The following is a 25825-nucleotide window of genomic DNA, read 5'->3' as shown; positions in this document are numbered from 1 at the left end:
TGGCTTATAAACAGGCTTTATAATTGCGATTGCGGATTTGTTTTGCCATGCACTCCTGCCGTTGGGCATATTGCTGCTGCTGGATTTTTTCCTGCTGCTTGGCGACACGCTCTGCCATGTCCAACTTCATTTGCATGGCTTGAATGTAGCCTTGTTCAATCGCAATGCGGTTGGCAAAATCGGCAGCCGCTTTTACGTCTTGGGTTTGTAAAGCCTGTTGCCCCAAGTCCATGAGATTTTCCATGCGTTGTTGGGCTTCTTCCAACGATTTGATGTTCAGTTGTTGGGTTTTGAGCAAATGTTGCAAATTGTTTTCATGGGAATACTTTTTGCCATTTAAATCATTCTGGATATTGGCGGTAATTTTGGCTTGTCCATACAGTTCAGCCCATTCACTACCAATATTGGTCGTTGTGTCCAGCGTACTGCGAGCAACTTTACCTACATCGCGCCAGCCACTCATGGCTTTTACTTGATTTTCCAATTCACGGATTTGGCGAACTTGGTTATTAATTTGTTCGGCAAGCTGTTTTCCACGCTCAATGCTTTCCAACATACCTTTCAAATCAAATGTAGGAATGCCTTTGGCATGAACAGGCTCGCTGAACATGGGATTGGCAACTGCCAATACGCCAGTCAAAATTGCCACACACAAAGTTTTCATGGGGGTTTTGATTTTTACTTTCATATCTCAAAGTCCTTATATCAAAAAGAAAAAATGCCGTTTTCACGGCACGAAAAAGCCCCATTACTGGGGCAAACTCAACAAATGGCGAACGCTTCCACCGCTTGCGTGGGCGCATTCAATTTAGACTGGGATTTTTCCGCCCGAATGCGGCGGACGGTTTGCATAAATGGTTGATACCATTGATGAACGTCATCGCCATAAACCGACATCGTTTCATGCAACAATTCAATATTATCGCTGCTGCCTGAAAGGAAAACCATTTCGTCTTTAAAACCATACAAATCCAGTTTTGCAAAGGCGGATTGCTTGGATTGTTTAACCAAAAATGTACGGCTATCCAACGACAACTTAATCAATTCTTGGTACTCTTTCAGGGTCAAGCCACAACGCTCGTAGCTGTCTGTAAATTCGGCATCGGGGTTGGGCAGAAAAATCTTGGTCGGTGTTTGCTGGACAATCGCGGGGAAAATATCCGCTTTAATCGCGTCTTCGGGCGATTGCGATACCAAAATCAACCAAGAACCGCGTTTACGGTCGGTTTTGAGCATTTTCAACATCAATTCTTCCGTGAATTTGAAGCGCAAGGCATACCAAAATTCTTCAATGATATTAACCAGTAAGCCGTTTTTCTCTGCCACTTTGTCCAACATCAGTTCACGCAAATGGAACAAATAGGCTAAAACTGGCTCGGTCGGTTTGTATTTGTCTTTCAAAATGTCCGACAAATCAAAACCAATGCGCCAAAATTCATCAGGATTGAATAAGTTACGCTCATTGTCCAAAACCCATGCAAAGCGTCCGTTTTCGCTGCGACACCATTCAGACAGCCTTACACGCAAACTATCGGGATTGGTCGCATTGTGCGGAATGCTCTGTAACAAATAGCTGAAACTTCTGTATTCAAAATCCATTTCAAACAAAGCATTAACCGCGTTTTGAATGTCTTGGCGTTCTTGGGCGGTCAATTTGCCGTGTTCATCGCGTCCACAAATGCCGACCAATTCGTACAGAAATTCGCGGTTGGTCGGTGTGTCGGGCAGTTGGAACGGATTTAAGCCAGTCGGCACCCCAGCTTCCAGCGCAAAATAATTGCCACCAATCACGCGGATAAACAACTCCATGCCCCTATCCAAATCCAGCGCGAACAGGTGCGGTTGAAACCGCTCGGCAAACGCCAACAGCGAAGTTTGCAAAGTGGTTTTACCTGTACCAGTCGCGCCCAAAATCAGCGTATGCCCTGCGATTTTGTCGCCCACATTGTCTTCTTTGGGATTGGAAAAGTGGAAATTGAAGTGAAACAGCGTTTTGGACACCGTTTGCAGGGGCATAACCGCCGAGCCGTTGCCCAATGGATTGCCGTATTTTTTGCCATAACTGTAATTGTGAATGCCAAAAGTACAGGCTAAATTTTCGGTGGTTTTGGGAAACGAGCGTGGACGCTCCGCGCTGTTGGGGACTTGCGCGTACCAAGTGGACGGTGCGGACGCGCCAGCTTTGGCAAAACGATACGCCCCCGAATTGAGAAAAGTGGAATAGGCTCGTGCGCCATTATCCGCCGCTTCCTGCGGTGTTTTGCCAAACACGGTCAAAACCGCGCTGTAATCGCCAAACATCAATTCGCCAGCCGTTAAGCCACCCATGCCGTATTCCAACTCTTCAACTTGTTCAGTTGCCAAATCGCCCACCGATTGCAAGTTATTGATTTGCTTTTTGATATTGCCGAGCATATCGTAAGGGTTGATGAAAATCATGGATTGCGTCAAGGTAAATTCGCAAGGCAAAGTCAAAATACTGGTTAAAATCTTGGGTTTGCTGACACCAAAATCTTTCAAATCGTAAATTGTTGCCCATTTGCGTTGTCCCTGCTCGGGGCGAATTTCTGCCACGTCTGAACCAAAATGCAGCACGGACGCTGGGATAACTTGGTAGGCATTGGTGGCGGAAAGGGGGATAGGCTCGTTGTTGCCGTTAATCAGGCTGCCAAAAAATTGATACACTTCGGAAAAGCCTACGCCGTTTTGATTTTGGTAGGCGGTCAGCACGGTTGGGCTGTACGTTTCCAGCGCGCGGAGCAGGATTTGAATTTGCTCTTGGCATTCTTTAATCCCAGCGTCCATGCTGTTGTTTTTGATGATGAGCGTCAGGAAAAAAGTGTTTTCAAAATAATCTTCGGTTTGGAAACGCTGTAAATAGTGGTCGGCAAATTGTTGGCAAAAGGCAGCCTGAAAGTCATATTGTTGATTAAATTCAATTTTGCTGCGCCGTAAAGTTGTCCAAATCGCGGCACGATTACCAAAGGTTTTGCCGATTGCGGAAAACAAATCTTTCAAACCCACGAAGCTGGAAAACAAATGTTTGTCGTCCACACCGTCAAACGCCAAACCCTCCATTTTGATGACAAAACCATAATGTCCTGTTTCGAAATAGACAATTTCATTGGTAACGTGTTGGCAGATTTTCGGTAGAAATTCCGATTGGGCGGGCAGTTTCTTGAAAATTTTGCTGAAAAAATCGCTGATAATCACTGGTTTGTCTCCCATATTTGGTTGAAACAATGGTGGTTGCGCCGTTGAACAGTTCGGCGTGTTGTCGGCGTAACCACCATTTGATTTCAATGCCGTAAATTTTAAAGGCTTGGTCGTCATTGGCTGAAATGCTTCTCAATGCTAGGAAAATCGGAATAACCAGCAATAAGATGAACAATGACTTTCCACCAAGAAAAGTCATTGACACCATGAAAAGCATCATCAGCACGAAAAGACACACAACAAATGGAATGAGCGGAACGCCCAAAATCATGGCTTGGCGATTTAAGCCATTGAATGTTGGGTATTCCACATCAATATTATTTATATGGTTCATGCTGATGACTGCCTAAATTAACCAAATACCATTTGCTGCCCTTTTTTCCAAAGCCAAGCTACCAATGCGGGAGTAGCTGCGGCAACCACAATCCAAATCAGGGTATGAAAAAAGTCCATCCAGCTTTTACGCCCCGACCATGCTTCCACAGCCTGCCACAATGCAACAATAAGTGCGACAACACCAACAATCGCATAAATACCTTTAAAAACGGTATCTGCCATTGACTTGCCTTCTGCTTCAAATCCTGCTGCTGATGCCATTGGGGTTGCAGTCATAGCCACAAACATTGCACAGCTATATACCAACACTTGCATTTTGGGTTTTGCAAGCAATTCATTGATTTTCGCTTCTGCTTCCATGATTTCAGGGCTGTATTGAGCGGATTTTTTGTTGATGAAATTCAAAAATTTGTTCATCTTTTTGTTTCCTATGTAAAAAATAAAAAAAGCCGACACTTTCGTATCGGCACGGATTGCCCTGTTGGGCGGTTTCAAACGGTTAGACCGTTTAAATTGAAATTGGATTATGGCGAAATATCCCATTCAGGCTTGTTACCGCCGTATTTTTCGCGGTATTCCGCGTAGGCGAATACGTCCCATTCGGGCGGTGGTGGCGGTGGTTTTTGGGCTGCCACGACCACAGATTTTTCATCAGAAACAGAAGTTTGGGCGTTCTGATATTCGGCTGGCATGGGAATATATTGCGCCGTTTCAGGCTGCCTTTGGGCTTGCTGAATGGGCGGTACGCTCGCAACTAATTGATTTTTGCTTAAATCGGTCGCGGTGTGATTGACTTTCAGGCTGCCTGAAAAGCGTATGGTTTGGTTCGGCGAATTGTTTAATGCCGACATGATGATTTTGGTAACGTAGGGTGGTTGCCCTTTAAAATCACTCTTGAAACCAAATTTGAAATTGCCCGAATAGTAGCAACTGAACGCTTTTTGTAAGGCTGCCTGTCCTTTGCCCCCTGCGCGGTCAAAGCACGATTTCAGGATTTTTGCGCCAGCATTGATGTTTTTGCATGGCTCAAACACGGTTTCATAATTCAATCCGTAGGCTGCCAAGTTGTAGCGGTTTACTTGCATTAAACCCATGCTGAAATTTTTGCCTTGTGCGTGAAGCGATTTGGCGGTGGCGACCGCTTCGGCGAGTGTGCGCGGCTGACGTTGTAATCTGCCTTTCACAACGCCAATGGCGTAGGGGTTAAAACCACTTTCCACACGCGCGACTGCTTGCAAGGTGTTGGGGTGTACAGCATTGGTACATTGTGCCGCCAAGTCGTTGAAACGCGGTTGGGTCATGCCTACGGTGGTTTTTTGGGGTAAGGGCGCGGCGAGCGTGGGCAGAGCCGTTGTCATTGCTACGCCCATCATCAGAAAATGGGCTAATTTCATTCACATTCCTTTTTGTTAAGACGAAAAAACACACTTAAAAAAGCGAGTGAACGCGGTTTTAAGTGTGTTTTCTTGTGTGTCCAAATTGTGCCAGTTTGTGATATATTTGTAGCTGTATGTGATGGTGTGTACAGGCATCACATTTTTTTGATACTTAATAAATCAATAGTTTAGAAAATTTTAAAATAGGCTTAATCGGACTTTTAATCCGTTGGTCGAGCGTTCGAATCGCTCACGACCCACCAAATTTTAAAAAGCCAAGTTTTTCGGAACTTGGCTTTTTTGCATTTCTATTATCGGCAATCATCATATTTACGTTTGTTAGCAAAATCCACGCACGCAATTTGCTACAATCTCACGTTTTCCCACACCCCAAAACACCGTGAAAAAAGCAGCCGTTTTCTCGCGCGGGATTCGCGCCATTCCCGATTTATCCTTGTTTTTCCCCGAATACGCCATTGCTAAACCGCAACGTGGCGCGGACGAGTGTGTATTGGGCTGGGGTTTGCGTCCAACGGCAAATAAAGCGCGTGAGTATGCACAAAAGCACCAAATTCCCTATATTGCGCTGGAAGATGGTTTTCTGCGCTCGCTGGGTTTGGGCGTGAACGGCTATCCGCCATTTGCGCTGGTGTGGGACGATGTCGGCATTTATTACGACACATCGCGCCCATCGCGTTTGGAAAATTTGATTTTGGCGAGCGAAGGCAGCCTGAAAACCGAAGATTTGACTGCTGCTGAACAAGCGATGCAGCAAATTGTGGCGCATCATTTATCCAAATACAATCATGCGCCCGATTTTTCAGGCTGCGTTCCAGAACGTGAAATTGTGTTGCTGATTGACCAAACTTTTGGCGATATGGCGGTAAAACATGGTGGCGCAGATGAAACCACATTTGCGGCATTGTTTCAGGCTGCCTGTGATGAAAATCCCGATGCGGAAATTTGGATTAAAACCCACCCCGATGTGTTGAGCGGCAAAAAACGTGGTTATTTTGATACACACTTGGCGAGTGAACGTGTGCGTGTTTTGACGGACGATGTGAACCCGATTTCTTTGTTGGCGCATGTGAACAAAGTGTATTGCGCCACTTCGCAACTGGGTTTTGAAGCCTTGTTGTGTGGCAAGCAGGTGGTGGTATTTGGGCGAGCTTGGTACGCAGGCTGGGGATTGACGGACGATAGACATGCGGATATGGCGGCATTGCGTGAACAAGGTCGCCGTGCGCCGCGCAGTTTGACGCAATTATTTGCGGCGGCATATTTGCAATATTCGCGTTATATCAATCCGAATACAGGGCTTTCAGGCTGCCTGAATGATGTGATTCAGTATTTAATTCAAGCGCGTGCCTTCAATGAGCGCGTACGGGGCGATGTGTATTGTGTCGGCATGTCGTTGTGGAAACGAGCGGTGGTGAAACCGTTTTTTGCCGTGCCAGCGTGTCGTTTGCATTTTGTGAAATCAGTCAACAAATTGCAGCCTGAAAACATGGCGGCAAATGCGCGATTATTGTTGTGGGGCGCGGGCAAACAAGCAGTTTTGGATTGGGCGCAACAGCATCAAATCGGCGTGCTGCGTATGGAAGATGGTTTTGTGCGCTCGGTTGGTTTGGGGTCAAATTTGGTGCCGCCCTTGTCGTTGGTGGTGGACGATGTTGGCATTTATTTTGATGCGCGGACACCGTCTCGTTTAGAACACATTTTGCAACATCACATTTTTTCGCCACAAGATAGTGAACTGGCACAACATTTGCAGCAAGCTCTCACGCAAGCCAATATCAGCAAATACAATGTTGGCGCGGCAACTTTCAGGCTGCCTGAAACGGCGGTAGGCAAACGTGTTTTGCTGGTTCCGGGGCAAGTGGAAGATGATGCTTCTATCCGATTTGGTTCGCCGAAAATCAATAAAAATGCGGATTTGCTGCGTTTGGTGTGTGAGCGCAATCCCGATGCGTTTGTGATTTATAAACCGCATCCTGATGTGGTTAGCGGTAATCGTGTTGGTATGGTACCTGATGATGTGGCGGCGGAATTGGTGGATTATGTGGCGGTGGATGCGGATATTTCAGGCTGCCTTAATGTGGCAGATGAAGTGCATACGATGACTTCGCTAACAGGTTTTGAGGCTTTATTGCGCGGCAAAACTGTGTATTGTTACGGTTTGCCATTTTACGCTGGTTGGGGACTGACACACGATGAATTGCCATTGGCACGGCGCACGCGGCGATTATCGCTGCCTGAATTGATTAGTGGCACTTTGGTGCATTATCCGCAATATGTGAACCATGCGCGTGGTCGGCGCATTGATGCGGCGGCGGCGATTGAATTATTGCGCCAACAAAAAGCGATGGCTGGCGGACAAGGTGCGGTCAAACGCAGTTGGCTGGCAAAACAAATCGGCAAAGCGCAGCAGTTGTGGCGTTCGCTGACCATGTAATTTAGGGATTACGAACACAGGTTCTGAATTATCCTTTCAATAAACCATTTTTTCAGGCTGCCTATTTTCTTTTCATCATAAAATGCAGCCTGAAAACAGAAAAATAAAATGAATACGCAAACCATTGCATTTAGTAATCTAGAAAAACTCGCTATGCACCGCCGCATTTTGTTGCTGCAAGGTGCGATTGGCTCATTTTTCTTTGAATTGGCACAATGGCTCAAACAGGGCGGTGCGCGTGTGTTCAAAATCAATTTCAACGGCGGCGATAGTTTTTATTATCCCGAATCGCAACCCGATACTTATCCGTATCAAGCGGCGTTTTCTGAATTTCATGATTATCTGGAAGATTTTATCCATCAAAATCAAATTGATGCAGTAGTTTGTTTTGGCGATACGCGCATGTATCATCGGGTTGCCAAAGAAATTTGTATGGCGAAAAAGATTCGCTTTTGGGCATTTGAAGAAGGTTATTTTCGCCCACATTGGGTTACGTTGGAAGAAACGGGTGTCAATGCTTTTTCGCCTTTACCGCGTGATGCACAATGGTTTCAGGCTGCCTTTTCGCAATTAAAACAACAGGATTATATTGAACCTGAACCTGTGGCGGGTGGTTTTAGACCTGTGGCTTTGATAGCCGCTCAATATTATTGGCAAATGTTTGTTGAGCGACATCGTTTTCCCGATTATCAGCATCATCGCAGTAGCAGCATTGCTTATTATGTGAAAGCGTGGTTATTGTCGGGTTTGCGTTATGTTTGGTATCAACATACCGAACGACACAAGGCGCAACAGATTAAACAGGGCGAGCTGGGCAAATTTTTTATTTTGCCTTTGCAAGTGAGTACAGATAGTCAAATTCGGGTGCATAGCGATTACAGCACGGTACGCGCGTGTTTGCAGCATGTGTTGTCATCGTTTGCGATTAATGCGCCTGATGACACGAAATTGGTGGTGAAACATCATCCGATGGACAGAGGGTTTGTGAACTATGCGCGTGATATTCGCCGTTTTTTGCGCCGCCATCCGCAAATGCGAGGGCGTGTGATTTATGTGCATGATGTGCCACTACCTGATTTGTTGCGACATGGGATGGGCATGGTTACGGTCAATAGTACCAGCGGTTTATCGGCGTTGATTCACAATATGCCTGTGAAAATTTTGGGGCACGCAAGTTATGATATGCAAGGGCTAACCAGTCAGCAACATTTGTCGCAATTTTGGAAGCAACCTGAACAGCCCGATGAGGCATTATTCCATGCGTATCGGATGTATCACATCAATCATACGCAAATTAATGGTAATTTTTATACGCAAGTTAGATTGCCAAAGTAATCGTTTTAAAAAAGGCAGCCTGAAAATATTTTCAGGCTGCCTTTGCTTATTTATCATTTTAAATATAGTGGATTCAATTTAAATCAGGACAAGGCGACAGCGACCGCCGTGTACACATAGTACATAAGGGAGCTGGCAACGCTGTACTGGTTTAAATTGAATTCACTATATCATTTAAAAAACATACTTATCGCCACCGCACACAAAAACGCCGCAAACCCACGTTTCAAAATCGGTACAGGCAATTTACTCGCCGCCACCGCACCAAATTTAGACGTAAACACGCTGGTCGCCACAATACCAATAAACGCAGGCAAATACACAAAACCAACCGAATACGCAGGCATATTGCTAACATTGCGTCCGCTCAACATAAAACTAATCGTCGCACCCAATGCCAACAGTACGCCACACGCGGATGATGTCCCAATCGCACGTTTCATCTCAAAACCGCGACTGTTCAAAAACGGCACAATAAAACCGCCACCACCAATCCCTGCGAAACTGGACAAGGCGCCAATCGTTGCTCCTGCGACCATTTGTACTTTGGGTGTAAAAGATTTGGCAATGGGCGCAATTTTTTGGCGACTAGACCACAGCATTTTGCCTGATAAATACAACATCATCAGCGCAAACATTTTCATCAACATCGCTTTGGGCAAAAATGTTACCAGCCAACCACACACAAATACCGATAACATCAAGGCTGGCACAAAAATTTTGAACACCCGAAAATCCACATTACCTAATTTATGATGCTGCCGTGCCGATGCGATGGAGGTAAACACGATAGTAGAAAACGAAGTTCCCAGCGCAGTTGTCATCAGCTGTGCATCGGGAATGCCCGATTTGGGCAGTAATAACATCAACATCGGCACAATAACCGTGCCACCGCCAATACCAAATAATCCTGCCAAAAACCCCGTTATTGCACCAATCAATAAATAAGCAAGCAATAACATTTTGTATATCCTTTCTCTATTTTTCAGGCTGCATTTTAAAAATAGGCAGCCTGAAAAACTAAATTGCTTCCGTCCGTTTCAATAACCAATCTTCCGCCGCACCCGCCACAAACGGCAGCAATTTTTCGCGTACATTTTGATGATACGCATTCAGCCATGCCCGCTCATCTTCGCGCAACATCGCCACATCAACCAAGCGCGTATCAATCGGACACAGCGTTACCGTTTCAAAATGCAAATATTCGCCAAACTCGCTTTCTTGCGGTTGCACGACTTTTTGATTAACCACCAGATTTTCAATGCGAATCCCCCATTGATTTGGGCGATACAACCCTGGTTCATTGGAGGTTAGCATGCCTTCGCGCATCGCATAAAACGGCGTATTGGGCGCGTGATACGAAATGCGTTGTGGTGGCTCGTGCACATTCAGAAAATAACCCACGCCGTGTCCCGTGCCGTGTCCATAATCACATTGCGCTTGCCACAAAGGCAAACGACAAATCGCATCAATTTGTCCAGATGAAATGCCTTCGGGAAACACCGCCGTTGCCAACGCAATATGCGCTTTCAATACCAGCGTGAAATCACGAATTTGTGCTGCGGACGGCGTACCAATCGGCACCACGCGCGTGATGTCAGTTGTCCCCATGTGGTATTGACCGCCACTATCAATCAACAATAAACCATTGCCTGAAATATTCAGGCTGCCTGAAACAGGTGCGCGATAATGTGGCATCGCACCATTTTCATTGAAACCTGCAATCGTACTAAAACTTTCCGAAACAAAATGTTCGCGTTGGCAGCGGTGTTGCAGCAATAAATCGCTAATATCGTATTCATTGAACACATCGCCACGCGCCAATTTTTGTTCCAATTCGGCGAAAAAACCGCACAAGGCAATGCCATCTTGCAACATGGCAGCGCGAATATGCGCAATTTCCGCAGACGATTTTTGTGCTTTGAATTGGCTGGACGGATTATCCGCTTCCAATATTTTCAGGCTGCCTGAATCATTTTTTGCATGATTGTAAATGGGCGCAACCGTAGCCAAAGCAATTTTCGCAGGGTCAAGCAATAGGCAGCCTGAAAGTTGCGTCAAATAATCCGCTACATTCGCATAATCTTGCAGCTTAATATTGGCTGCGTTTAAGGCAACCTGAATTTCTGCATTTATTTTTTCGGGAGCGATAAACAATACTGCATCGTCCGCGCCAATCAATAAATGCGCCAAAAAAACGGGATTAAATTCAATGTCGCTGCCACGCAAATTGGTCAGCCATGCAATGTCGTCCAACGCGGAAACAAGATGATAATCCGCGCCCAAATCGCACATTTTTTCGCGCACACGCGCCAATTTTTCGGCTGCCGATTGTGGTACAAATTCTGCTTTTTGTGCAAACACGGGCGCATTTGGCAAAACAGGACGCGCATCGCCCCAAACTTCTGCCGCCAAATCGCGTTCGTGCCACAAAATAATATTTTTCGGCGTAAAGGCAGCCTGAATGCGCTGATATTCTGCCAGCGACAACATATCTGCTGCCATACCTACTCGCGCATTTTCAGGCAGCGTGGCGACTAAATCTGCCAGATGATTTTGCCCTTTATCTTGTTTACGCAATTCAATATCGCTGCCCGATAATTCTGCCGTCGCTTGTGTCCAATAGCGAAAATCTGTCCATAATTGTGCGGTTTCAGGCTGCACGATTAATACGCCTGCTGAACCTGTGAAGCCTGAAAAATATTGGCGCGTTTGCCAACGGTCAGGAATGTATTCGGAAAGGTGGGGGTCGGCGGTGGGAATAATCAGCGCGTGTAATTGATGTTGGCGCATAGTGTCGCGCAGTGCTTTTAGTCTTTGTTTTATCATGTTTTTTCTTTATTTTGGAGTTGTAGATTGTTTGTTTAAAAGGCAGCCTGAAAAAATTTCGTCATCCTGTTTTTCAGGCTGTTTATTTATGATGGTTTAAAATATTGGGGTAGTCGGATATTTATAGTGAATTCAAGTACAGCGTTACCAGTTCCCTTATGTTGTACTATGTGTACACGGCGGTCGCTGTCGCTTTGTCCTGATTTAGTGAATCCACTATAAATTAAAGCATCAATCCCGAAAACAAAAAGCTGCCTGAAAAAATGTTTTTTCAGGCAGCCTGAAACAGCTGCATCAATTAGTGATGATGACCGTGTGCGCCATGAACATGACCGTGTGCCAATTCTTCGGCGGTGGCTTCACGAATTTCGTGAACTGTGCCTTTGAAACGAATGACCATACCTGCCAATGGGTGATTGCCGTCCACAACTGCTTTGCCATCTGCCACATCGGTTACGCGATAAATAATGACACCACCGTGTTCTGGGTCATCTGCTTCAAACATCATACCGGGTTCCACTTCCACAGGGAACACGCTCACATCTTCAATGCGCACCAATTCAGGTTCTTGCTCACCAAAAGCATCTTCAGGCTGCATCGTAACATCTACCACATCGCCCACGTTTTTTTCATGCAAGGCTTCTTCCACCAATGGAAAAATGCCATCATAGCCACCGTGCAAATAGGCAATTGGTTCAACGGTTTTATCCAACAAATTATTGTCAGCATCGTACATTTCATAATGTAGGGTTACTACGGTATTTTTTTGAATACTCATCTTGGTATATCCTTAAATAACATGGATTTTGCGACACAATCGCAAAAGTATGCGCAGTATAACACAGGCAGCCTGAAACAAACATCGTGATTTATGTCGTTAAATCACAACATTTAATAAAAAAATGAACTTATTCTCATTTTTTTATGTTATTTTACACATAAATTTTAATTTTTAAAAAACAATACTATAGCATTAAGTATACTTCCCCATTTTATACCACTTTCTTGCATAACAATTGCACCGTAATAAGATTTCAGGCAGAATACGAACGTTCTAAAAATGACGTTATCATTACATATAATTCAGAACGATTACGTCATTTCTTATTTTAAACTTCACATTTTTATAGGTATCAAAAATGAAAAAATCATTGGCTGTTGCTGCCGTATTGTCTTTGTTCGTAGCTGCTTGTGGCGGCGAAACTAAACCTGCTGAAACAACTGCTGCTGTTGCATCTGCTGCATCTGCTGTTGCTGCAGAAACTGCATCTGCTGCATCTGCTGTCGCAGCCGAAAGCGCATCTGTTGCATCTGCTGTTGTAGCTGAAGGTACATCTATTGCTTCTGAAGCGGCTAATGTCGTTGTTTCTACAACAGAAGCTGTTGCTTCTGCGGTTGTAGAAGTGGCTAGCGAAACTTCTGCTACAGTTGCAGAAGCGGCTTCTACTGTTGAAGCGGCTGTTGCATCTGCTGTTAAATAAATCATTGATTCATAGCCGTTTATCATAACGGTTGGCATCACAAAAAGCTGAATGCTTCGGTATTCAGCTTTTATTTTTGTAAAAATCACGGCAAAATAGCCACTAACAATATCTTTTTCAGGCTGCCTGAAATCTTTGCAAAATGATTTGATTAAGATTATTTTGCAAAGATGGTTTCAGGCTGCCTACTCTCTTAATTTGATGAGCAGGTAATTGAAAAATGTTAAAAAAAATTGTAGGCGCTATCCTACCCAAAAAACGCAAACCCAAAAAACAAATGGGTACACGTCATGCCATTAAATTGGCAATTCACAACCATTCCGCTATTAAAGTGCTGGAACATTTGCATCAAGCAGGCTACGAAGCCTATTTAGTCGGCGGCGCAGTACGCGATTTATTATTGGGCGTGCAACCCAAAGATTTTGACGTTGCCACCAATGCCACGCCTGAACAAGTGCATCAAATTTTCCGCCGTAGCCGCATTATTGGGCGGCGATTTCAAATTGTGCATGTGATGATGGGCGCGGATACGATTGAAGTCAGCACTTTTCGCAGCGGCGGCAAAGTGAAACAAAACGAATTTGGTCGCATCATGCGCGACAATGCATATGGCACTATGGAACAAGATGCTTTGCGCCGCGATTTTACTTGTAATGCCTTGTATTACGATATTCGCAACCAAGAAGTGATTGATTTTCATACGGGTTTGGCTGATATTGCAGCAAAAAAATTAGTCATCATTGGTGATGCGGCGGAGCGTTATGCCGAAGACCCCGTGCGTATGCTGCGTGCGGTGCGCTTATCAGGCAAACTCGGTTTTAGTGTGGACGAAGCCACCGCTACACCCATTGCATCACATGCTAAATTGTTACGCAAAGAACCTGTGGCACGTTTATTTGACGAAATGATGAAAATTTTGTTTTCAGGCTGTGCATTAGGCTGCCTGAAACAATTACATTTATTAGGCGAAGATGCACGCATTCATCCCCTGTTTACCGCTATGTTTCAGGCTGCCGCCGCTACTGATAAGCAGCCTGAAATCGGACATTTGGCATTGCAACAAACCGATGCGCGTTTGCGTGAAAACAAATCGGTTTCGGTAGGATTTGTGTTAGCCGCTTTGTTTTGGGGGCAATTAGAAAAACGTTGGTTAAGCGGACAAAAACGCGGTGCCAGCCCCGCCGCTGCCATGAACGAAGCCATTAACAGTTTGCGCGACGATATGGAAAAAGGTTGGGGCGTACCGCAGCGTTATTCCGCCACGATGCGCGAAATTTGGGCATTGCAACCGCAGTTTGCCTATCAGCGCGGTGGTCGTCCATTTAGATTATTGGCGCAAACGCGTTTTCGTGCGGCATATGATTTTTTGTTGTTGCGCGGACAAGTAAGCGATGAATTGCGCGAATTGGGTGAATGGTGGACAAAGTTCCAATATGGCAATGAAGAAACGCGCCAAGCCATGACGAGAAATGCACCGCAAGCAACCGAAACATTGGGTGATGGCAGCATGAAAAAGAAACGCCGCCGTCCGCGTAAAAAGAAAAAATCGGTTGTTTCTGAATAAAAAAGGCAGCCTGAAAACTGTAAATAAGGTTTTCAGGCTGCCTTTTGCTTATTTTGATTAGAAAATTAGCGGATTAAACCGTTTTCGCGCAGATAGTTTAGAGCATCTTGTGCGTCTGCATCTCCTTGCGCAGCAGCTTTTTCAAACAATGATTTAGCTTTTGCATAATCTTGTTTAACACCCAAACCTTGCATATACATAAAGCCTAAATTGTATTGCGCGTCTGCATTGCCCTGCGCAGCAGCTTTTCCATACCATGCTTTGGCTTGGGCATAATCTTGTTTCACGCCCAAACCATGCTGATACATAAAGCCCAAATTGTTTTGTGCGACTGCATTTCCTTGCGCAACAGCTTTTTCCAACCTGCTTTGGCTTGGACATAATCTTGTTTCACGCCCAAACCTTGCATATACATAAAGCCCAACTGGTTTTGTCCGCTTGTATTTCCTTGCGCAGCAGCTTTTTCAAACCATACTTTGGCTTGGGCGTAGTCTTGTTTTACACCCCAACCTTGCTGATACATATAGCCCAAATTGTTTTGTGCGTCTGCCAATCCTTGCGCAGCAGCTTTTTCATACCATGATTTAGCTTGGGCATAATCTTGTTTCACACCCAAACCTTCATCATACATATAGCCCAAATTATTTTGTGCGAGAGAATCTCCTTGCGCAGCAGCTTTTTCAAACAATGATTTAGCTTTGGCATAATCTTGTTTGACACCCCAACCGTTTTGATACATCAAACCCAAATTGTTTTGTCCGCCTGCATTATCTTGCGCAGCAGATTTTTCCAACCATACTTTGGCTTGAGCATAATCTTTTTGTACACCTTCTAAACCAAATAAATAACGCGCACCAACATTATTTTGCGCAAGTGCATTACCTTGTTGCGCCAATTTTAAATCGGTAGCGAAATCGTTTTGGAATTGCCCTGAAACATTGGTTGATGTGGTGGTAGTGGTGTAGGTATTTGGCGCAACAGTAACAGGCAATGCCAGCATCGCAGCCAATAAGGCTATGGATAATTGGGTGAATTTTCGGTGAGGGATAAGGGATAACATAGGAAATACTCTACATGGTTGTTGCGAACACAAAAAGTATAAGTTCTTGTTTTACATAAAGCAAGTATTTTGCGTTCAACTGATATTTTGTGGTTATTTGGATAAAAAAGCAGCCTGAAAACGTTGGTAAAACATTTTCAGGCTGCCTATTATTTGTTCCGCAACAATTAGATTGAGCGTTTGAACATATTGCCGTATTTTTGGTTGAATTTGTCCACGCGACCAGCGGTATCCACAATTTTTTGTTTGCCAGTATAGAATGGATGGCAGTGTGAGCAAACCTCAATATTGAAATCGGTTTTTTCCATTGCAGATTTGGTTACGAATTTATTACCGCAAGAGCAAGTGATGTTCACTTCATGGTAATCTGGATGAATATCTTGTTTCATTTGTTTTTCCTTAAAAAGCGGGTGCAGGGAGTGTACCTGCACTTCATTGATGAAGTCGCGCATTATGCTGATTTTTTTGTTATTTGGCAAGTGCGTATAGTACAATCTCGCGTTTTATTCTGAATAGGCAGCCTGAAAACATGAAATTTCTTCCTTATTGGCTTGTTGCGATTGTAGCGATTTTGCTGGACCAAATCACCAAATGGGCAATTTTGGCAAAATTTGAATACATGGAACGCATGAATATTATCCCTAATCTGTTTGATTTAACGCTGGTTTATAACCCAGGGGCGGCGTTTAGTTTTTTAGCAAACCACAGCGGTTGGCAAAAATATTTTTTTATTGTGCTGGCATTTGTGATTTCGGCATGGTTGGCGCGCGCGATTGTGAAAGGGGAATTTGGTCGCTGGGGTAACTGGGCGGCGGCGTGTATTATCGGCGGCGCGCTGGGCAATGTGATTGACCGTTTTGTGCATGGTAAAGTGGTTGATTTTTTGTTGGTTTATTATGAAAACTGGTATTACCCCGCTTTCAATGTTGCCGACAGTTTCATTTGTGTGGGCGCGGCTTTGCTCGTGATTGACGGCATCAAACAGGCGAAAAAGGCAAAGCAGGCTGGCTGAAAATTGAATTGGGAATAATTTTATGGTTTCACAACCATTTAAAGATTGGAAAACCTTTGCCGACCAAATTGAATTATTGGCACAACGCGGCATGGTTTTCCACGATAAACAGCAAGCCGAAAAAGAATTGGCGCGGATTGGCTATTATCGTTTGAGTGCGTATTGGTATCCGTTCAGGCAGCATTTGGCGACAGGTGGGCGTGCTGATGTGTTTGTTGCCAATACGCAATTTGATGATGTGATTGCGCTGTATGATTTTGATAATGCAATTAAAATTTTGGCATTGGAAGCCATACAGCATATTGAAATTGCCATGCGTACCCAAATTGCCTACACATTGGGCAAGCAAAATCCCATTGCCCACACCCAAGCGCATTATTTCAATCCCAAATTCAATCATGCCGAATGGTTGGCAAAATACGAACATTTGCGCGACCACGCCAAAGACGATTTTGTGAAACACAATTTGGCGAAATATGGCGAATTGCCCGTGTGGGTGGCATGTGAAATTTGGGATTTTGGGGCGATGTCCAAATTGTACAAAATGATGACGGAGCGCGACCAAAGACAAATTGAAAAGCACTTTCACTTATCCCACAAAGAATTAAGCAGCCATTTACATGCGTTGAATATTGTGCGAAATGTGGCAGCACATCATGGGCGTTTGTGGAATAAAAGCGCGATTGGTATTCCCAAAATCAAGAAATTACACGGATTTCATTGGCAATATCTGAATCATGAAAAGCCATTTGTGGCATTTTGTTTGATGAAAAGAATGCTGGACGTGATTGACCCCACACGAGCGTGTGATTGGGGAATGCGCTTTCAGGCTGCCTTAAAAACATTTCCACATCAAAATTGTGCGCCAAATGAAGTGAATTTACAACAATTTGGCATTGGCATTTTCCCGAAAACAGGCGAGTTGATGAATTTAAGCCATTGGCAACTTTGGAAATAGGCAAAAACAGAAAACCCCCAAGTCCGTACTACAACAGCATTTCGCTGCTCGGAAACATTGGGGGTGTTGTTGGTATAATTATATGTACTAAAAACCCTTTTATCAAGCGATATTTACCGATATTAAACCATATTATGCCATTTTCTATTTTCAGGCAGCCTGAAAACCCAAACACCCATTTTTAAGAGAAAAAACATGACCCAAAAAACCATTACCTTAGCCAACCCACGCGGCTTTTGCGCGGGCGTGGACAGAGCCATCAGCATTGTAGAACGCGCTTTGGAAGAATACGGCGCACCGATTTATGTGCGCCACGAAGTCGTCCACAATAAATTTGTTGTGGACAATTTGCGCGACAAAGGCGCGATTTTCATTGAAGATTTGGCGGACGTGCCACAAGGTGCAACGCTGATTTATTCTGCGCATGGTGTGAGCAAAGCCGTACAAGCCGAAGCCGCCGAACGCGGTTTCCGCGTGTTTGACGCGACCTGCCCGCTCGTAACCAAAGTGCATAAAGAAGTGTCGCGTTTGGACGAACAAGGCTACGAAATCATCATGATTGGACACGCTGGACACGTTGAAGTGGAAGGCACCATGGGGCAACTGCCGTCTGGCAAAATGAAATTGGTGGAAGTGGTGGAGGATGTGGCGGATTTGGCGGTACAAAATCCTGACAAATTGGCGTATGTCAGCCAAACCACGCTTTCCGTTGATGAAACCAAAGACATCATTGTCGCCCTGCAAGCGCGTTTCCCCAACATCAAAAATCCGCACAAAGAAGACATTTGCTACGCCACCACCAATCGCCAAAAAGCCGTTAAAGATTTGGCGAATGAATGCGATATTGTAATTGTGGTCGGCTCGCCCGCATCGTCCAACAGCAACCGTTTGCGCGAAGTAGCGGCAAGTTTTGGTGTAGATGCGTATATGGTGGATAACGCATCTTATTTGGAAAAACAATGGTTTGATGGTAAAAGCAAAGTAGGTGTAACCGCAGGCGCATCCGCTCCCGAAATTTTGGTGCAAGGTGTGATTGAGCAAATCCGTGCGTGGGGCATTGACGATGTGCAGCAAGGCGAAGGTGAAGTGGAAAGTATTGTGTTTGTGTTGCCAAAAGAATTGCGAAAATAGTTTTCAGGCTGCCTGAACATAGATTTAGGCAGCCTGAAAACTTTACAAAGTCTGATATAGGTCGGATTCTTGAGTCTGATATTTTTAAAACCAAATAACCATATGTTTTTATTTAAGAATTATTGTATGTAAGTATCCAACTTACAAGTTTTAATGCTATATTGAAACGACTATCAAAGTTTCATTCTGCCAAAATACTTCAAGGAGTCAATCATGCAAAAATACGCCCGCAGTCTCCACGCCCACATCAGTCTTGGCACGACATCAGACGACCGCTTTATGCCACGCGATTACGTCCGCCACTTTGCTGCCTTGCCTGATTTGGTGCTGACCGAAAAATTGGACGGACAAAACAACTGTTTTTGCGCCGCAGGACTGTTTGCGCGTTCCCACGCCGCGCCCACGCAACACGCTTGGGATAAACCCCTGCTGGAACGCTGGCGGCTGATTAAAGACGATTTGGGCGATTTGGAATTGTTTGGCGAAAATCTGTATGGCATTCATTCCATTGCGTATTCGCGTTTGGAAAGTTATTTTTACCTGTTTGCCGTGCGCCAAAATGGGCGTTGGTTGAGTTGGGACGAAGTGCAATTCTATGCCGCCATGTTTGATTTTCCGACCGTGCCAGAAATCCCGATTACGCAAGCACTCGCCACGTTCACGCAAAACAATTTAAATGAAAACAAGCAACTGGAAAACTGGCTGACCGCCAACTTGGGCATGGCTTGGATGGATTATGTGCAAACAAGCGGACAACTGGGCGGCTACGACCCCAAAACAGGCGAACCGTGTAGCGAAGGTTTTGTGATACGCAACCGCGCCGATTTCGCCACCAACAACGGCAATTTGCCCGTGCAAACCAATGAATTTGATAATTTATTTAAACTGGTACGCCCCAAACACGTCCAAACCGATGTGCATTGGACAAAAACATGGCAGCCCGCCCAACTGATTGATTACACAAAATATCATTGGGAAAGTTGGCAATTTGTGCAGGGTTAGTTTTCGCCCAATTTTCAGGCAGCCTTTCAGTACACGACAATTTTTGGGATTTACGCCAATCTGTCCCCTCCCCCGTCTCCAACGGGGGAGGGCTAGGGTGGGGGTAAATTTGTGGAAATAAATCAATATTTTTGTAAATCAACGAGCCACCCCCACCCTAACCCTCCCCCGCAAGCGGGAGAGGGGACAGGTTTCAGGCAATCCAAAGATTTTTGTCGTGTACTAAAAGGCAGCCTGAAAAACCCCGTAGGTCGGATACCTGTATCCGACAAAATGTGTGGTTTCATCTGAAAATGTCGGATACAAGTATCCGACCTACAAGAACTTCGTTACGGATTTAAATCATGACAAATACCGATTTATTTATCGAAAAATTCCTGCAATTTGATTTGCAAATCAGAGAGAAAGCGGGTATCGATTACCAACTGTATGATGAACTTTTGACATTGCTGTATCTGATATCAATCGATTATGCCAATCAAGATGTGATACCCAAAAAATTGGCTGATGTGTTTTTGGATATGTGGGGAGCATTGACATCATCAGCCGATATGTACGATAAAACCATGCGAGACGAAATCAATCATATTGCCGATAATTTATGCAATAAAGCAAGAAACATTGTTTGTTCATAAAATACTTTCAGGCAGCCTGAAACCCCATTTCTAAAATAAAAACAAAAGGATAAACCATGTGGACTTTCCCCGATTACACCCCACACCGCCCGATTGATTGGGCGCAACTGACCCACCGTTATGCGTGGCTGGACGAAATGCGCCACGTCCCCCAAGACCCCGAATGGCATGGCGAAGGCGATGTTTTGACCCACACGCAAATGGTGGTGGATGAATTGTTCAGGCTGCCTGAATTTGCCGAATTATCGCTGCAAAATCAACATATTCTGTTTACCACCGCCCTGTTGCACGATGTGGAAAAACGCAGCACCACGCGCCAAGAAATCAGAGACGGCAAAACGCGCATTGTCTCGCCACGCCACGCGCAAAAAGGCGAACTCACCGCGCGACAAATCCTGTACCGCGACATCGCCACGCCCTTTGCCGTGCGCGAGCAAATTTGCAAACTGGTGCGCCTGCACGGGCTGCCGCTTTGGGCAATCAGCAAACCCGACCCCGAACGTGCCGTCATTGCCGCCAGTTTGCTTGTGGATACGCGCTTGTTGGCGATGTTGGCGCGCGCGGACGTGTTGGGGCGCATTTGTGCCGACAAGGACGAGATTTTATTACGCATTGATTTGTTTCAAGAAATGTGTCAAGAATTGGATTGTTGGGGCAAACCACGCGCCTTTGCAACGGAAAATGCGCGTTATCATTATTTAAATCAAGGCGGTAGCGCGGATTATGTGCCGTATGATGATTTTGCTTGCGAAGTGGTGATGATGTGTGCTTTGGCGGGTTCGGGGAAAGACACGTTTATTCACAAACACTTATCGCATTTGCCCATGATTTCGCTGGACGACATTCGTCGCACCCACAAATTCAACCCAGCCGACAGCCACGACACCGCCGAAGCCGTGCGGATTGGCAAAGAATTGGCGAAACAATATTTGCGCGAAAAACGCAGTTTTGTGTTCAACGCCACCAATTTGAACCGCGATTTACGCAGCAAATGGACGGGCATATTCGCGGCGTATGGGGCGAAAATCAAGATTGTGTATTTGGAAGTGCCGCATTCGCAATGGTTGGCGCAAAACAAACAGCGCGAACACAGCGTGCCAGAAAAAGTGTTGGCGCAAATGTTGGGCAAATGGGAAGTGCCGAGTTTTGATGAAGCGCATGAAATTGTGTTTCAGGCTGCTTGAATAGGGTTTTGCAAAGGTTTCAGGCTGCCTTATTTAATATTAAGGCAGCCTGAAAATAGTTTATCGCATCAAATTCGCATCGGCATCACAATATATTTAAAGTCCGCCTGATTCGGAATGGTGAACAGCGTAGAACGCGTGGCATCGCCAAATGCCAACTGAATATCATCGCCAGCCGTATTACGCAGCACGTCCATCAAAAATGCAATATTGAACGCCACTTCCAATTCTTCGCCTTGATAGGCAATTTCCAATTCTTCCTGCGCTTCTTCTTGCTCATTATTGCTGCACACCACGCGCAAGATGCCCGCTGATAATTGCAAACGCACACCACGGAATTTCTCGTTTGCCAAAATCGCCGAACGCTCCAATGCGCCCAATAAAGCCATGCGATTCATCACGAAAATTTTGTCGTTATCCAACGGAATCACACGGTTGTAATCAGGGAATTTGCCGTCAATGATTTTGCTGACAATCACCGTGTCGTTGCATTGGAAACGCACTTGATTGTCCAACAATTCCACCGTGATGTTTTCTTTTGGCTGGGTCAATAATTTATTCAATTCCAGCACCGTTTTGCGTGGCAAAATCACTTCGGTTTTGGGCAAATCCACGTCAATCGTGCTGGCAGAATACGACAAACGATGCCCATCGGTCGCCACTAAACGTAGTTGATTGCCTTCCACTTGCATCAATAAACCATTGAGATAATAGCGAATATCTTGCACCGCCATGCTGTATTGCACTTGCGAAATTAAGTTTTTGAACACTTCTTGCGACACGGCAAATGTGGCATTGGTGGTATTTGCCACATTCATGGTTGGAAAATCTTCGGCGGGCAAGGTTTGCAGATTAAAGCGTGATTTACCTGCTTTCAAGGTCAAACGGTTGTCTGCCCAATCCAGTTGCACCATCGCATCATCAGGCAGCGCGCGCAAAATATCTTGCAATTTTTTGGCGTTGGTGGTGATGCGAAAATCGCCTTTGTCGTTATCCGAGCCGTGTGTGTGGATTTGGATTTCCAAGTCAGTGGCAAGAATTTGGATTTTGCCGTTGATGCTTTCCAGTAAAACGTTGGACAAAATCGGCAGCGTGTGTTTGCGTTCTACAATGCCTGTTACGGCTTGCAGGGGTTTTAATAAGTCATCGCGTGAGGTTTGTAAAATTAACATTTTGAATTTCCTTTAAATTATTTCCGTTAAATCTTTTTTTCAGGCTGCCTGAAAATATTTATTTCATGTGGCAAACCCAACCATTTCAATGGAATTTCATCACATCAAAAAGTAATAGAAAATTCTTCTAAAATTAGTTCTAATTATAAAAAATTGGAAAATCAATATTATTATTAAACTGATTAGATAATAAGCTGGGAGTTCTACCACCGTGATTATTCGTCCTATTAATTACTTCTTGCATTTTAATAATGTTTGGATATTGCTTTGCAAGAATGGCTTCAAAATATCGTTGGAAAGGTAATTTTCTACCCATTCGAGGTGGCGGATAATTAATCTCTTCTTGCAATGTAATCCAAAATATTAAATCTTTGATGTCATTAGGAATAGTATCTGTATGTGCCTTTAATCCAGCTGAATAAATTTCCTCTAAATCTTGTATCATAGATAAATAATTTTCATTATTTGTCATATCAAATATTATTTGAACAATATCAGTATGTTTAGGTGGTGGTTCATCTAAATGAGTTAATAAACGATAATCTCCCACTCGTTTATGACCAGGATACTGAATAATTAAGTTTGTATTTGTATTAAAAGAATTACTATATTGATTTCTATTTGTAGCCTTCTCTACCAATGTTCGCATATGTTCTACGCCTTGTTCATAATTATAATTCATCATAAAATCATTTCCTTGATAAAAGTTTTTGTATTCCAATGTACTAAAATTTCTTTAACTTTCTGCCGACTGCTGCCTTTTGCGGCAATATTGCGTTGAACTTCAATGTTTTCAATGAATTGGGCATGGCGATACAATTCGCGCGTTTGTGGCGTATCGTGATTGGACAACACAACACCACGACAATTTTTCGCTTTTTGCTCAACACATTGCAATAATCGCAGTTGATCCTGCCAAGCAAATCCATTTTGCGAATAAGCAGTAAACGAAGCCGTTTCATTCAAAGGCACATACGGTGGATCGCAATAAACCGCGTCATCGGGTTCAATCAGCGCAAAGGCAGCCTGAAAATCGCCACACATCAAAACCATACGCGCCGATTTTGCCACAAAATCACACATTTCATCGGCTGGAAAATGCGGCGATTTGTAACGCCCAAATGGAACATTAAACAAACCTTTGCTGTTGTAACGGCATAAACCATTGAAAGCATGACGATTTAAATACACAAACAAAGCCGATCGTTCCGTAACATCATCACTATGATTGAATTGTTCACGCAAATCATAAAAACGCGTTTCTTGATTATTTTCGGGTGTAAAAAACGATTGCGCGTAATCGATAAACGCTTGTTTTTCCTGTTTTAATGTTTGATACAAATGAATTAAATCAGGGTTGTTGTCATTGAGCAGATATTCGTCAAATTCCAATGCCAATGACACCGCCGCCGAACCCACAAACGGCTCAACCAAACGCTGTGCTTGTGGCAGTTGCGCTTGAATAAGCGGAGCGAGTTTGTGTTTACCGCCTGCCCATTTTAAAAAAGGTTTACTCATTTCAGGCTGCCATCAATCAATGCTGAATCACAATCAACAACTTATCATAATCTTGCTTCAATTCTGGGTCGTCCTGTCGCAATTTCGCAATCGTTTTAACCGCGTGCATTACCGTTGTATGGTCGCGCCCACCAAATGCTTCGCCAATCGCAGGTAAACTCAAATTGGTCAATTCTTTGGTAATCGCCATTGCCATTTGACGCGGACGTGCCAAGTTGCGGCTGCGTTTTTTGCCCAAAATATCGCGAATCGTGATGTGATAATGGTCAGCAACCGCTTTCATAATCAGCTCAACCGTAATCGGTTTGTAATTGCTGGCGACAATGTCTTGCAGCGCATCGGTCGCCAAATCAATGTCAATCGTGCTGCGTTTTTCAAAACGACAACGCGCAATCACGCGATTGAGTGCGCCTTCCAATTCACGCACGTTTTGCTTCACATTTTGCGCGATAAACAAAGCTGCATCTTCTTCCAAACGAATGCCTGCGGTATGCGCTTTGCGTTCCAAAATATCCACGCGCATTTCTAATTCAGGCGGTTCCAAACGAATGGTCATGCCCCACGAAAAGCGTGAAATCAGGCGTTTTTCCATGTTTTCCAAGCTGCTGGGTAATTGGTCGCAGGTCAAAATAATTTGTTGATTGCGCGAATGGAAATGCTCAAACAGGAAGAAAAATTCTTCCATCGTGCGGTCTTTGCCTTGAATAAATTGAATATCGTCAATAATCAATAAATTGTAATGCAAATATTGCTGTTTAAATGTATCCCACGTTTTGTTACGCACGGTCGCCATAAAGGTTTTCAAATATTCATCGGAATGCATATAACGCACCCGCGCTTTTGGATTCAGGCGCAACAATTCATTGCCAATTGCTTGCACCAAGTGGGTTTTACCCAAACCTGTGCTGCCATACACGAAAAACGGGTTGTACATACTATCACCGGGGGCTTCGGCGATGCTTTTGGCAACTTGCGCTGCTAATTGGTTGCCCTTGCCTTCCACCAGCGTGTCAAAAGTGTAATCGGGCGACAAATTGGTTTGCGTATGGCGTTGTTCAGCTTCTTCGCGCTCACGTTCTTCTTCAATCGCACTGCGTGATTTTGGGGCAGCCTGAACGCTGTCTTCTTTTTTGGTAGGACGCAAATTATTCATGCGTTGCGCCAAAATATCTTGCGCAGTCGTTTTTTTGCTGGCAATTGGTGCGATTTCGTTTTCAGGCTGTGTGATTGGGTTATCTGAAAAAGATGTGTTTTCTGTGGATATTTCTGTTTTCGGGCTGCCTGAAAGTGGATTTTCTGCTGCCATTGCAACAGATTCGCCCACACCGACTTTATACGTCAATTCGGGCGCATTGGGTGCGAGTTCGGTATGTAATGCCATGATTCTGCTGGCATATTGTGAGCGCAACAAATTAACTGCAAATTGATTTTTGGCATAAATTACCCACACGCCATTATCTTCGCCCACCGTAATCGGGGCAATGTCGCGGTTAAATTGCTGTTCGCTTAAATCAGCGTACAGACGGCGCAGGGCGTGCGCCCAAAAATCGGCTAATTTCAT

26 protein-coding genes are annotated in these 25825 nt (G+C 44.5%); 9 read left to right on the top strand and 17 right to left on the bottom strand.

Translation table 11 applies throughout. From position 1 onward, the window contains the following. Nucleotides 1-4 precede the first annotated feature (4 nt). From MIS45_RS00130 to MIS45_RS00110, 5 genes are all read right to left on the bottom strand, one after another. The gene (locus MIS45_RS00130; RefSeq protein WP_249450622.1) at nucleotides 5-688 is read right to left on the bottom strand and encodes a TrbJ/VirB5 family protein; all 684 of its coding nucleotides are present in this window, start codon (nucleotides 686-688) and stop codon (nucleotides 5-7) included. A gap of 74 nt (nucleotides 689-762) precedes the next feature. After that, nucleotides 763-3228: a VirB4 family type IV secretion/conjugal transfer ATPase gene (locus MIS45_RS00125; protein ID WP_249450621.1), complete on the bottom strand. Its 2466-nt coding sequence runs from the start codon at nucleotides 3226-3228 to the stop codon at nucleotides 763-765. Further along, entirely contained in the window at nucleotides 3122-3550 is a 429-nt protein-coding gene (locus MIS45_RS00120) for a VirB3 family type IV secretion system protein (protein WP_249450620.1), read from the bottom strand. Before MIS45_RS00120 ends, MIS45_RS00125 begins: the two co-directional genes overlap by 107 nt. 17 nt (nucleotides 3551-3567) lie before the next feature. Then, nucleotides 3568-3969 carry a TrbC/VirB2 family protein gene (locus MIS45_RS00115; RefSeq protein ID WP_249450619.1) on the bottom strand — a complete coding sequence of 134 codons (402 nt, stop codon included), beginning with the start codon at nucleotides 3967-3969 and terminating at the stop codon, nucleotides 3568-3570. 107 nt (nucleotides 3970-4076) lie between these two features. Continuing rightward, a complete protein-coding gene (locus tag MIS45_RS00110) occupies nucleotides 4077-4946 on the bottom strand; it encodes a lytic transglycosylase domain-containing protein (RefSeq protein ID WP_249450618.1) in 870 nt (289 codons plus the stop codon). Nucleotides 4947-5328: 382 nt separating this feature from the next. Between MIS45_RS00110 and MIS45_RS00105 the strand changes: the two genes are divergently transcribed. Beyond that, nucleotides 5329-7383 carry a capsule polysaccharide biogenesis protein gene (locus MIS45_RS00105; RefSeq protein ID WP_249450617.1) on the top strand — a complete coding sequence of 685 codons (2055 nt, stop codon included), beginning with the start codon at nucleotides 5329-5331 and terminating at the stop codon, nucleotides 7381-7383. Between the two features lie 108 nt (nucleotides 7384-7491). Continuing rightward, nucleotides 7492-8718 carry a capsule polysaccharide biogenesis protein gene (locus MIS45_RS00100; RefSeq protein ID WP_249450616.1) on the top strand — a complete coding sequence of 409 codons (1227 nt, stop codon included), beginning with the start codon at nucleotides 7492-7494 and terminating at the stop codon, nucleotides 8716-8718. Nucleotides 8719-8888: 170 nt separating this feature from the next. On the opposite strand, the gene MIS45_RS00095 is transcribed toward MIS45_RS00100, so the two are convergent. From MIS45_RS00095 to MIS45_RS00080, 4 genes are all read right to left on the bottom strand, one after another. Further along, nucleotides 8889-9680, bottom strand: a complete 792-nt coding sequence (locus MIS45_RS00095; RefSeq protein WP_249450615.1) for a sulfite exporter TauE/SafE family protein — start codon at nucleotides 9678-9680, stop codon at nucleotides 8889-8891. A gap of 58 nt (nucleotides 9681-9738) precedes the next feature. Further along, nucleotides 9739-11547, bottom strand: coding sequence for an aminopeptidase P family protein (locus MIS45_RS00090; RefSeq protein WP_249450614.1), 1809 nt, complete (start codon nucleotides 11545-11547; stop codon nucleotides 9739-9741). A 298-nt stretch (nucleotides 11548-11845) separates the two neighbouring features. Further along, the gene (locus MIS45_RS00085) at nucleotides 11846-12325 is read right to left on the bottom strand and encodes an FKBP-type peptidyl-prolyl cis-trans isomerase (RefSeq protein WP_249444178.1); all 480 of its coding nucleotides are present in this window, start codon (nucleotides 12323-12325) and stop codon (nucleotides 11846-11848) included. Nucleotides 12326-12619: 294 nt separating this feature from the next. After that, on the bottom strand, nucleotides 12620-13117 hold the full coding sequence (locus MIS45_RS00080; RefSeq protein ID WP_249450613.1) for a hypothetical protein: 498 nt from the start codon (nucleotides 13115-13117) through the stop codon (nucleotides 12620-12622). 131 nt (nucleotides 13118-13248) lie between these two features. Between MIS45_RS00080 and pcnB the strand changes: the two genes are divergently transcribed. Beyond that, nucleotides 13249-14592, top strand: a complete 1344-nt coding sequence (gene pcnB / locus MIS45_RS00075) for a polynucleotide adenylyltransferase PcnB (RefSeq protein WP_249450612.1) — start codon at nucleotides 13249-13251, stop codon at nucleotides 14590-14592. A gap of 65 nt (nucleotides 14593-14657) precedes the next feature. Here pcnB and MIS45_RS00070 read toward each other — a convergent pair whose 3' ends face one another. The 3 genes from MIS45_RS00070 to rpmE all read right to left on the bottom strand — a co-directional run bounded on the left by MIS45_RS00070 (nucleotide 14658) and on the right by rpmE (nucleotide 16041). After that, nucleotides 14658-14900 (bottom strand): tetratricopeptide repeat protein, encoded by a 243-nt coding sequence (locus MIS45_RS00070; protein WP_249450611.1) that lies wholly within the window; start codon nucleotides 14898-14900, stop codon nucleotides 14658-14660. Further along, on the bottom strand, nucleotides 14876-15652 hold the full coding sequence (locus MIS45_RS00065) for a tetratricopeptide repeat protein (protein ID WP_249450610.1): 777 nt from the start codon (nucleotides 15650-15652) through the stop codon (nucleotides 14876-14878). Before MIS45_RS00065 ends, MIS45_RS00070 begins: the two co-directional genes overlap by 25 nt. Before the next feature lie 167 nt (nucleotides 15653-15819). After that, the gene (rpmE, locus tag MIS45_RS00060) at nucleotides 15820-16041 is read right to left on the bottom strand and encodes a 50S ribosomal protein L31 (RefSeq protein WP_249442679.1); all 222 of its coding nucleotides are present in this window, start codon (nucleotides 16039-16041) and stop codon (nucleotides 15820-15822) included. Between the two features lie 140 nt (nucleotides 16042-16181). Between rpmE and lspA the strand changes: the two genes are divergently transcribed. From lspA to MIS45_RS00040, 4 genes are all read left to right on the top strand, one after another. Continuing rightward, the gene (gene lspA / locus MIS45_RS00055) at nucleotides 16182-16664 is read left to right on the top strand and encodes a signal peptidase II (protein WP_249450609.1); all 483 of its coding nucleotides are present in this window, start codon (nucleotides 16182-16184) and stop codon (nucleotides 16662-16664) included. A gap of 22 nt (nucleotides 16665-16686) precedes the next feature. Continuing rightward, the gene (locus MIS45_RS00050) at nucleotides 16687-17622 is read left to right on the top strand and encodes an Abi family protein (RefSeq protein WP_249450608.1); all 936 of its coding nucleotides are present in this window, start codon (nucleotides 16687-16689) and stop codon (nucleotides 17620-17622) included. A gap of 195 nt (nucleotides 17623-17817) precedes the next feature. After that, the gene (ispH, locus tag MIS45_RS00045) at nucleotides 17818-18753 is read left to right on the top strand and encodes a 4-hydroxy-3-methylbut-2-enyl diphosphate reductase (protein ID WP_249448705.1); all 936 of its coding nucleotides are present in this window, start codon (nucleotides 17818-17820) and stop codon (nucleotides 18751-18753) included. Between the two features lie 213 nt (nucleotides 18754-18966). Next, complete coding sequence (locus tag MIS45_RS00040; protein WP_249450607.1) at nucleotides 18967-19755, top strand: RNA ligase family protein; 789 nt, start codon at nucleotides 18967-18969, stop codon at nucleotides 19753-19755. 122 nt (nucleotides 19756-19877) lie between these two features. Here MIS45_RS00040 and MIS45_RS00035 read toward each other — a convergent pair whose 3' ends face one another. Further along, nucleotides 19878-20042 (bottom strand): hypothetical protein, encoded by a 165-nt coding sequence (locus tag MIS45_RS00035; RefSeq protein ID WP_249450606.1) that lies wholly within the window; start codon nucleotides 20040-20042, stop codon nucleotides 19878-19880. A gap of 57 nt (nucleotides 20043-20099) precedes the next feature. Between MIS45_RS00035 and MIS45_RS00030 the strand changes: the two genes are divergently transcribed. Together MIS45_RS00030 and MIS45_RS00025 are read left to right on the top strand one after the other, a co-directional pair. Then, the gene (locus tag MIS45_RS00030) at nucleotides 20100-20390 is read left to right on the top strand and encodes a hypothetical protein (RefSeq protein ID WP_249450605.1); all 291 of its coding nucleotides are present in this window, start codon (nucleotides 20100-20102) and stop codon (nucleotides 20388-20390) included. Between the two features lie 56 nt (nucleotides 20391-20446). After that, nucleotides 20447-21574, top strand: coding sequence for an AAA family ATPase (locus MIS45_RS00025; RefSeq protein WP_249450604.1), 1128 nt, complete (start codon nucleotides 20447-20449; stop codon nucleotides 21572-21574). Between the two features lie 68 nt (nucleotides 21575-21642). On the opposite strand, the gene dnaN is transcribed toward MIS45_RS00025, so the two are convergent. The 4 genes from dnaN to dnaA all read right to left on the bottom strand — a co-directional run bounded on the left by dnaN (nucleotide 21643) and on the right by dnaA (nucleotide 25825). Then, entirely contained in the window at nucleotides 21643-22746 is a 1104-nt protein-coding gene (dnaN, locus tag MIS45_RS00020) for a DNA polymerase III subunit beta (protein ID WP_249450603.1), read from the bottom strand. A gap of 139 nt (nucleotides 22747-22885) precedes the next feature. Continuing rightward, nucleotides 22886-23431 carry a hypothetical protein gene (locus tag MIS45_RS00015; protein WP_249450602.1) on the bottom strand — a complete coding sequence of 182 codons (546 nt, stop codon included), beginning with the start codon at nucleotides 23429-23431 and terminating at the stop codon, nucleotides 22886-22888. Continuing rightward, nucleotides 23428-24264, bottom strand: coding sequence for a DNA adenine methylase (locus MIS45_RS00010; protein WP_249450601.1), 837 nt, complete (start codon nucleotides 24262-24264; stop codon nucleotides 23428-23430). Before MIS45_RS00010 ends, MIS45_RS00015 begins: the two co-directional genes overlap by 4 nt. Nucleotides 24265-24280: 16 nt before the next feature. Beyond that, complete coding sequence (gene dnaA, locus MIS45_RS00005; RefSeq protein ID WP_249450600.1) at nucleotides 24281-25825, bottom strand: chromosomal replication initiator protein DnaA; 1545 nt, start codon at nucleotides 25823-25825, stop codon at nucleotides 24281-24283.

Origin of the sequence: Wielerella bovis, from assembly GCF_022354465.1 — a bacterium.
Lineage (GTDB): Bacteria > Pseudomonadota > Gammaproteobacteria > Burkholderiales > Neisseriaceae > Wielerella > Wielerella bovis.
The sequence above is the reverse complement of the archived record's forward strand: the minus strand, read 5'-3'. Positions and strand labels throughout refer to the sequence as shown.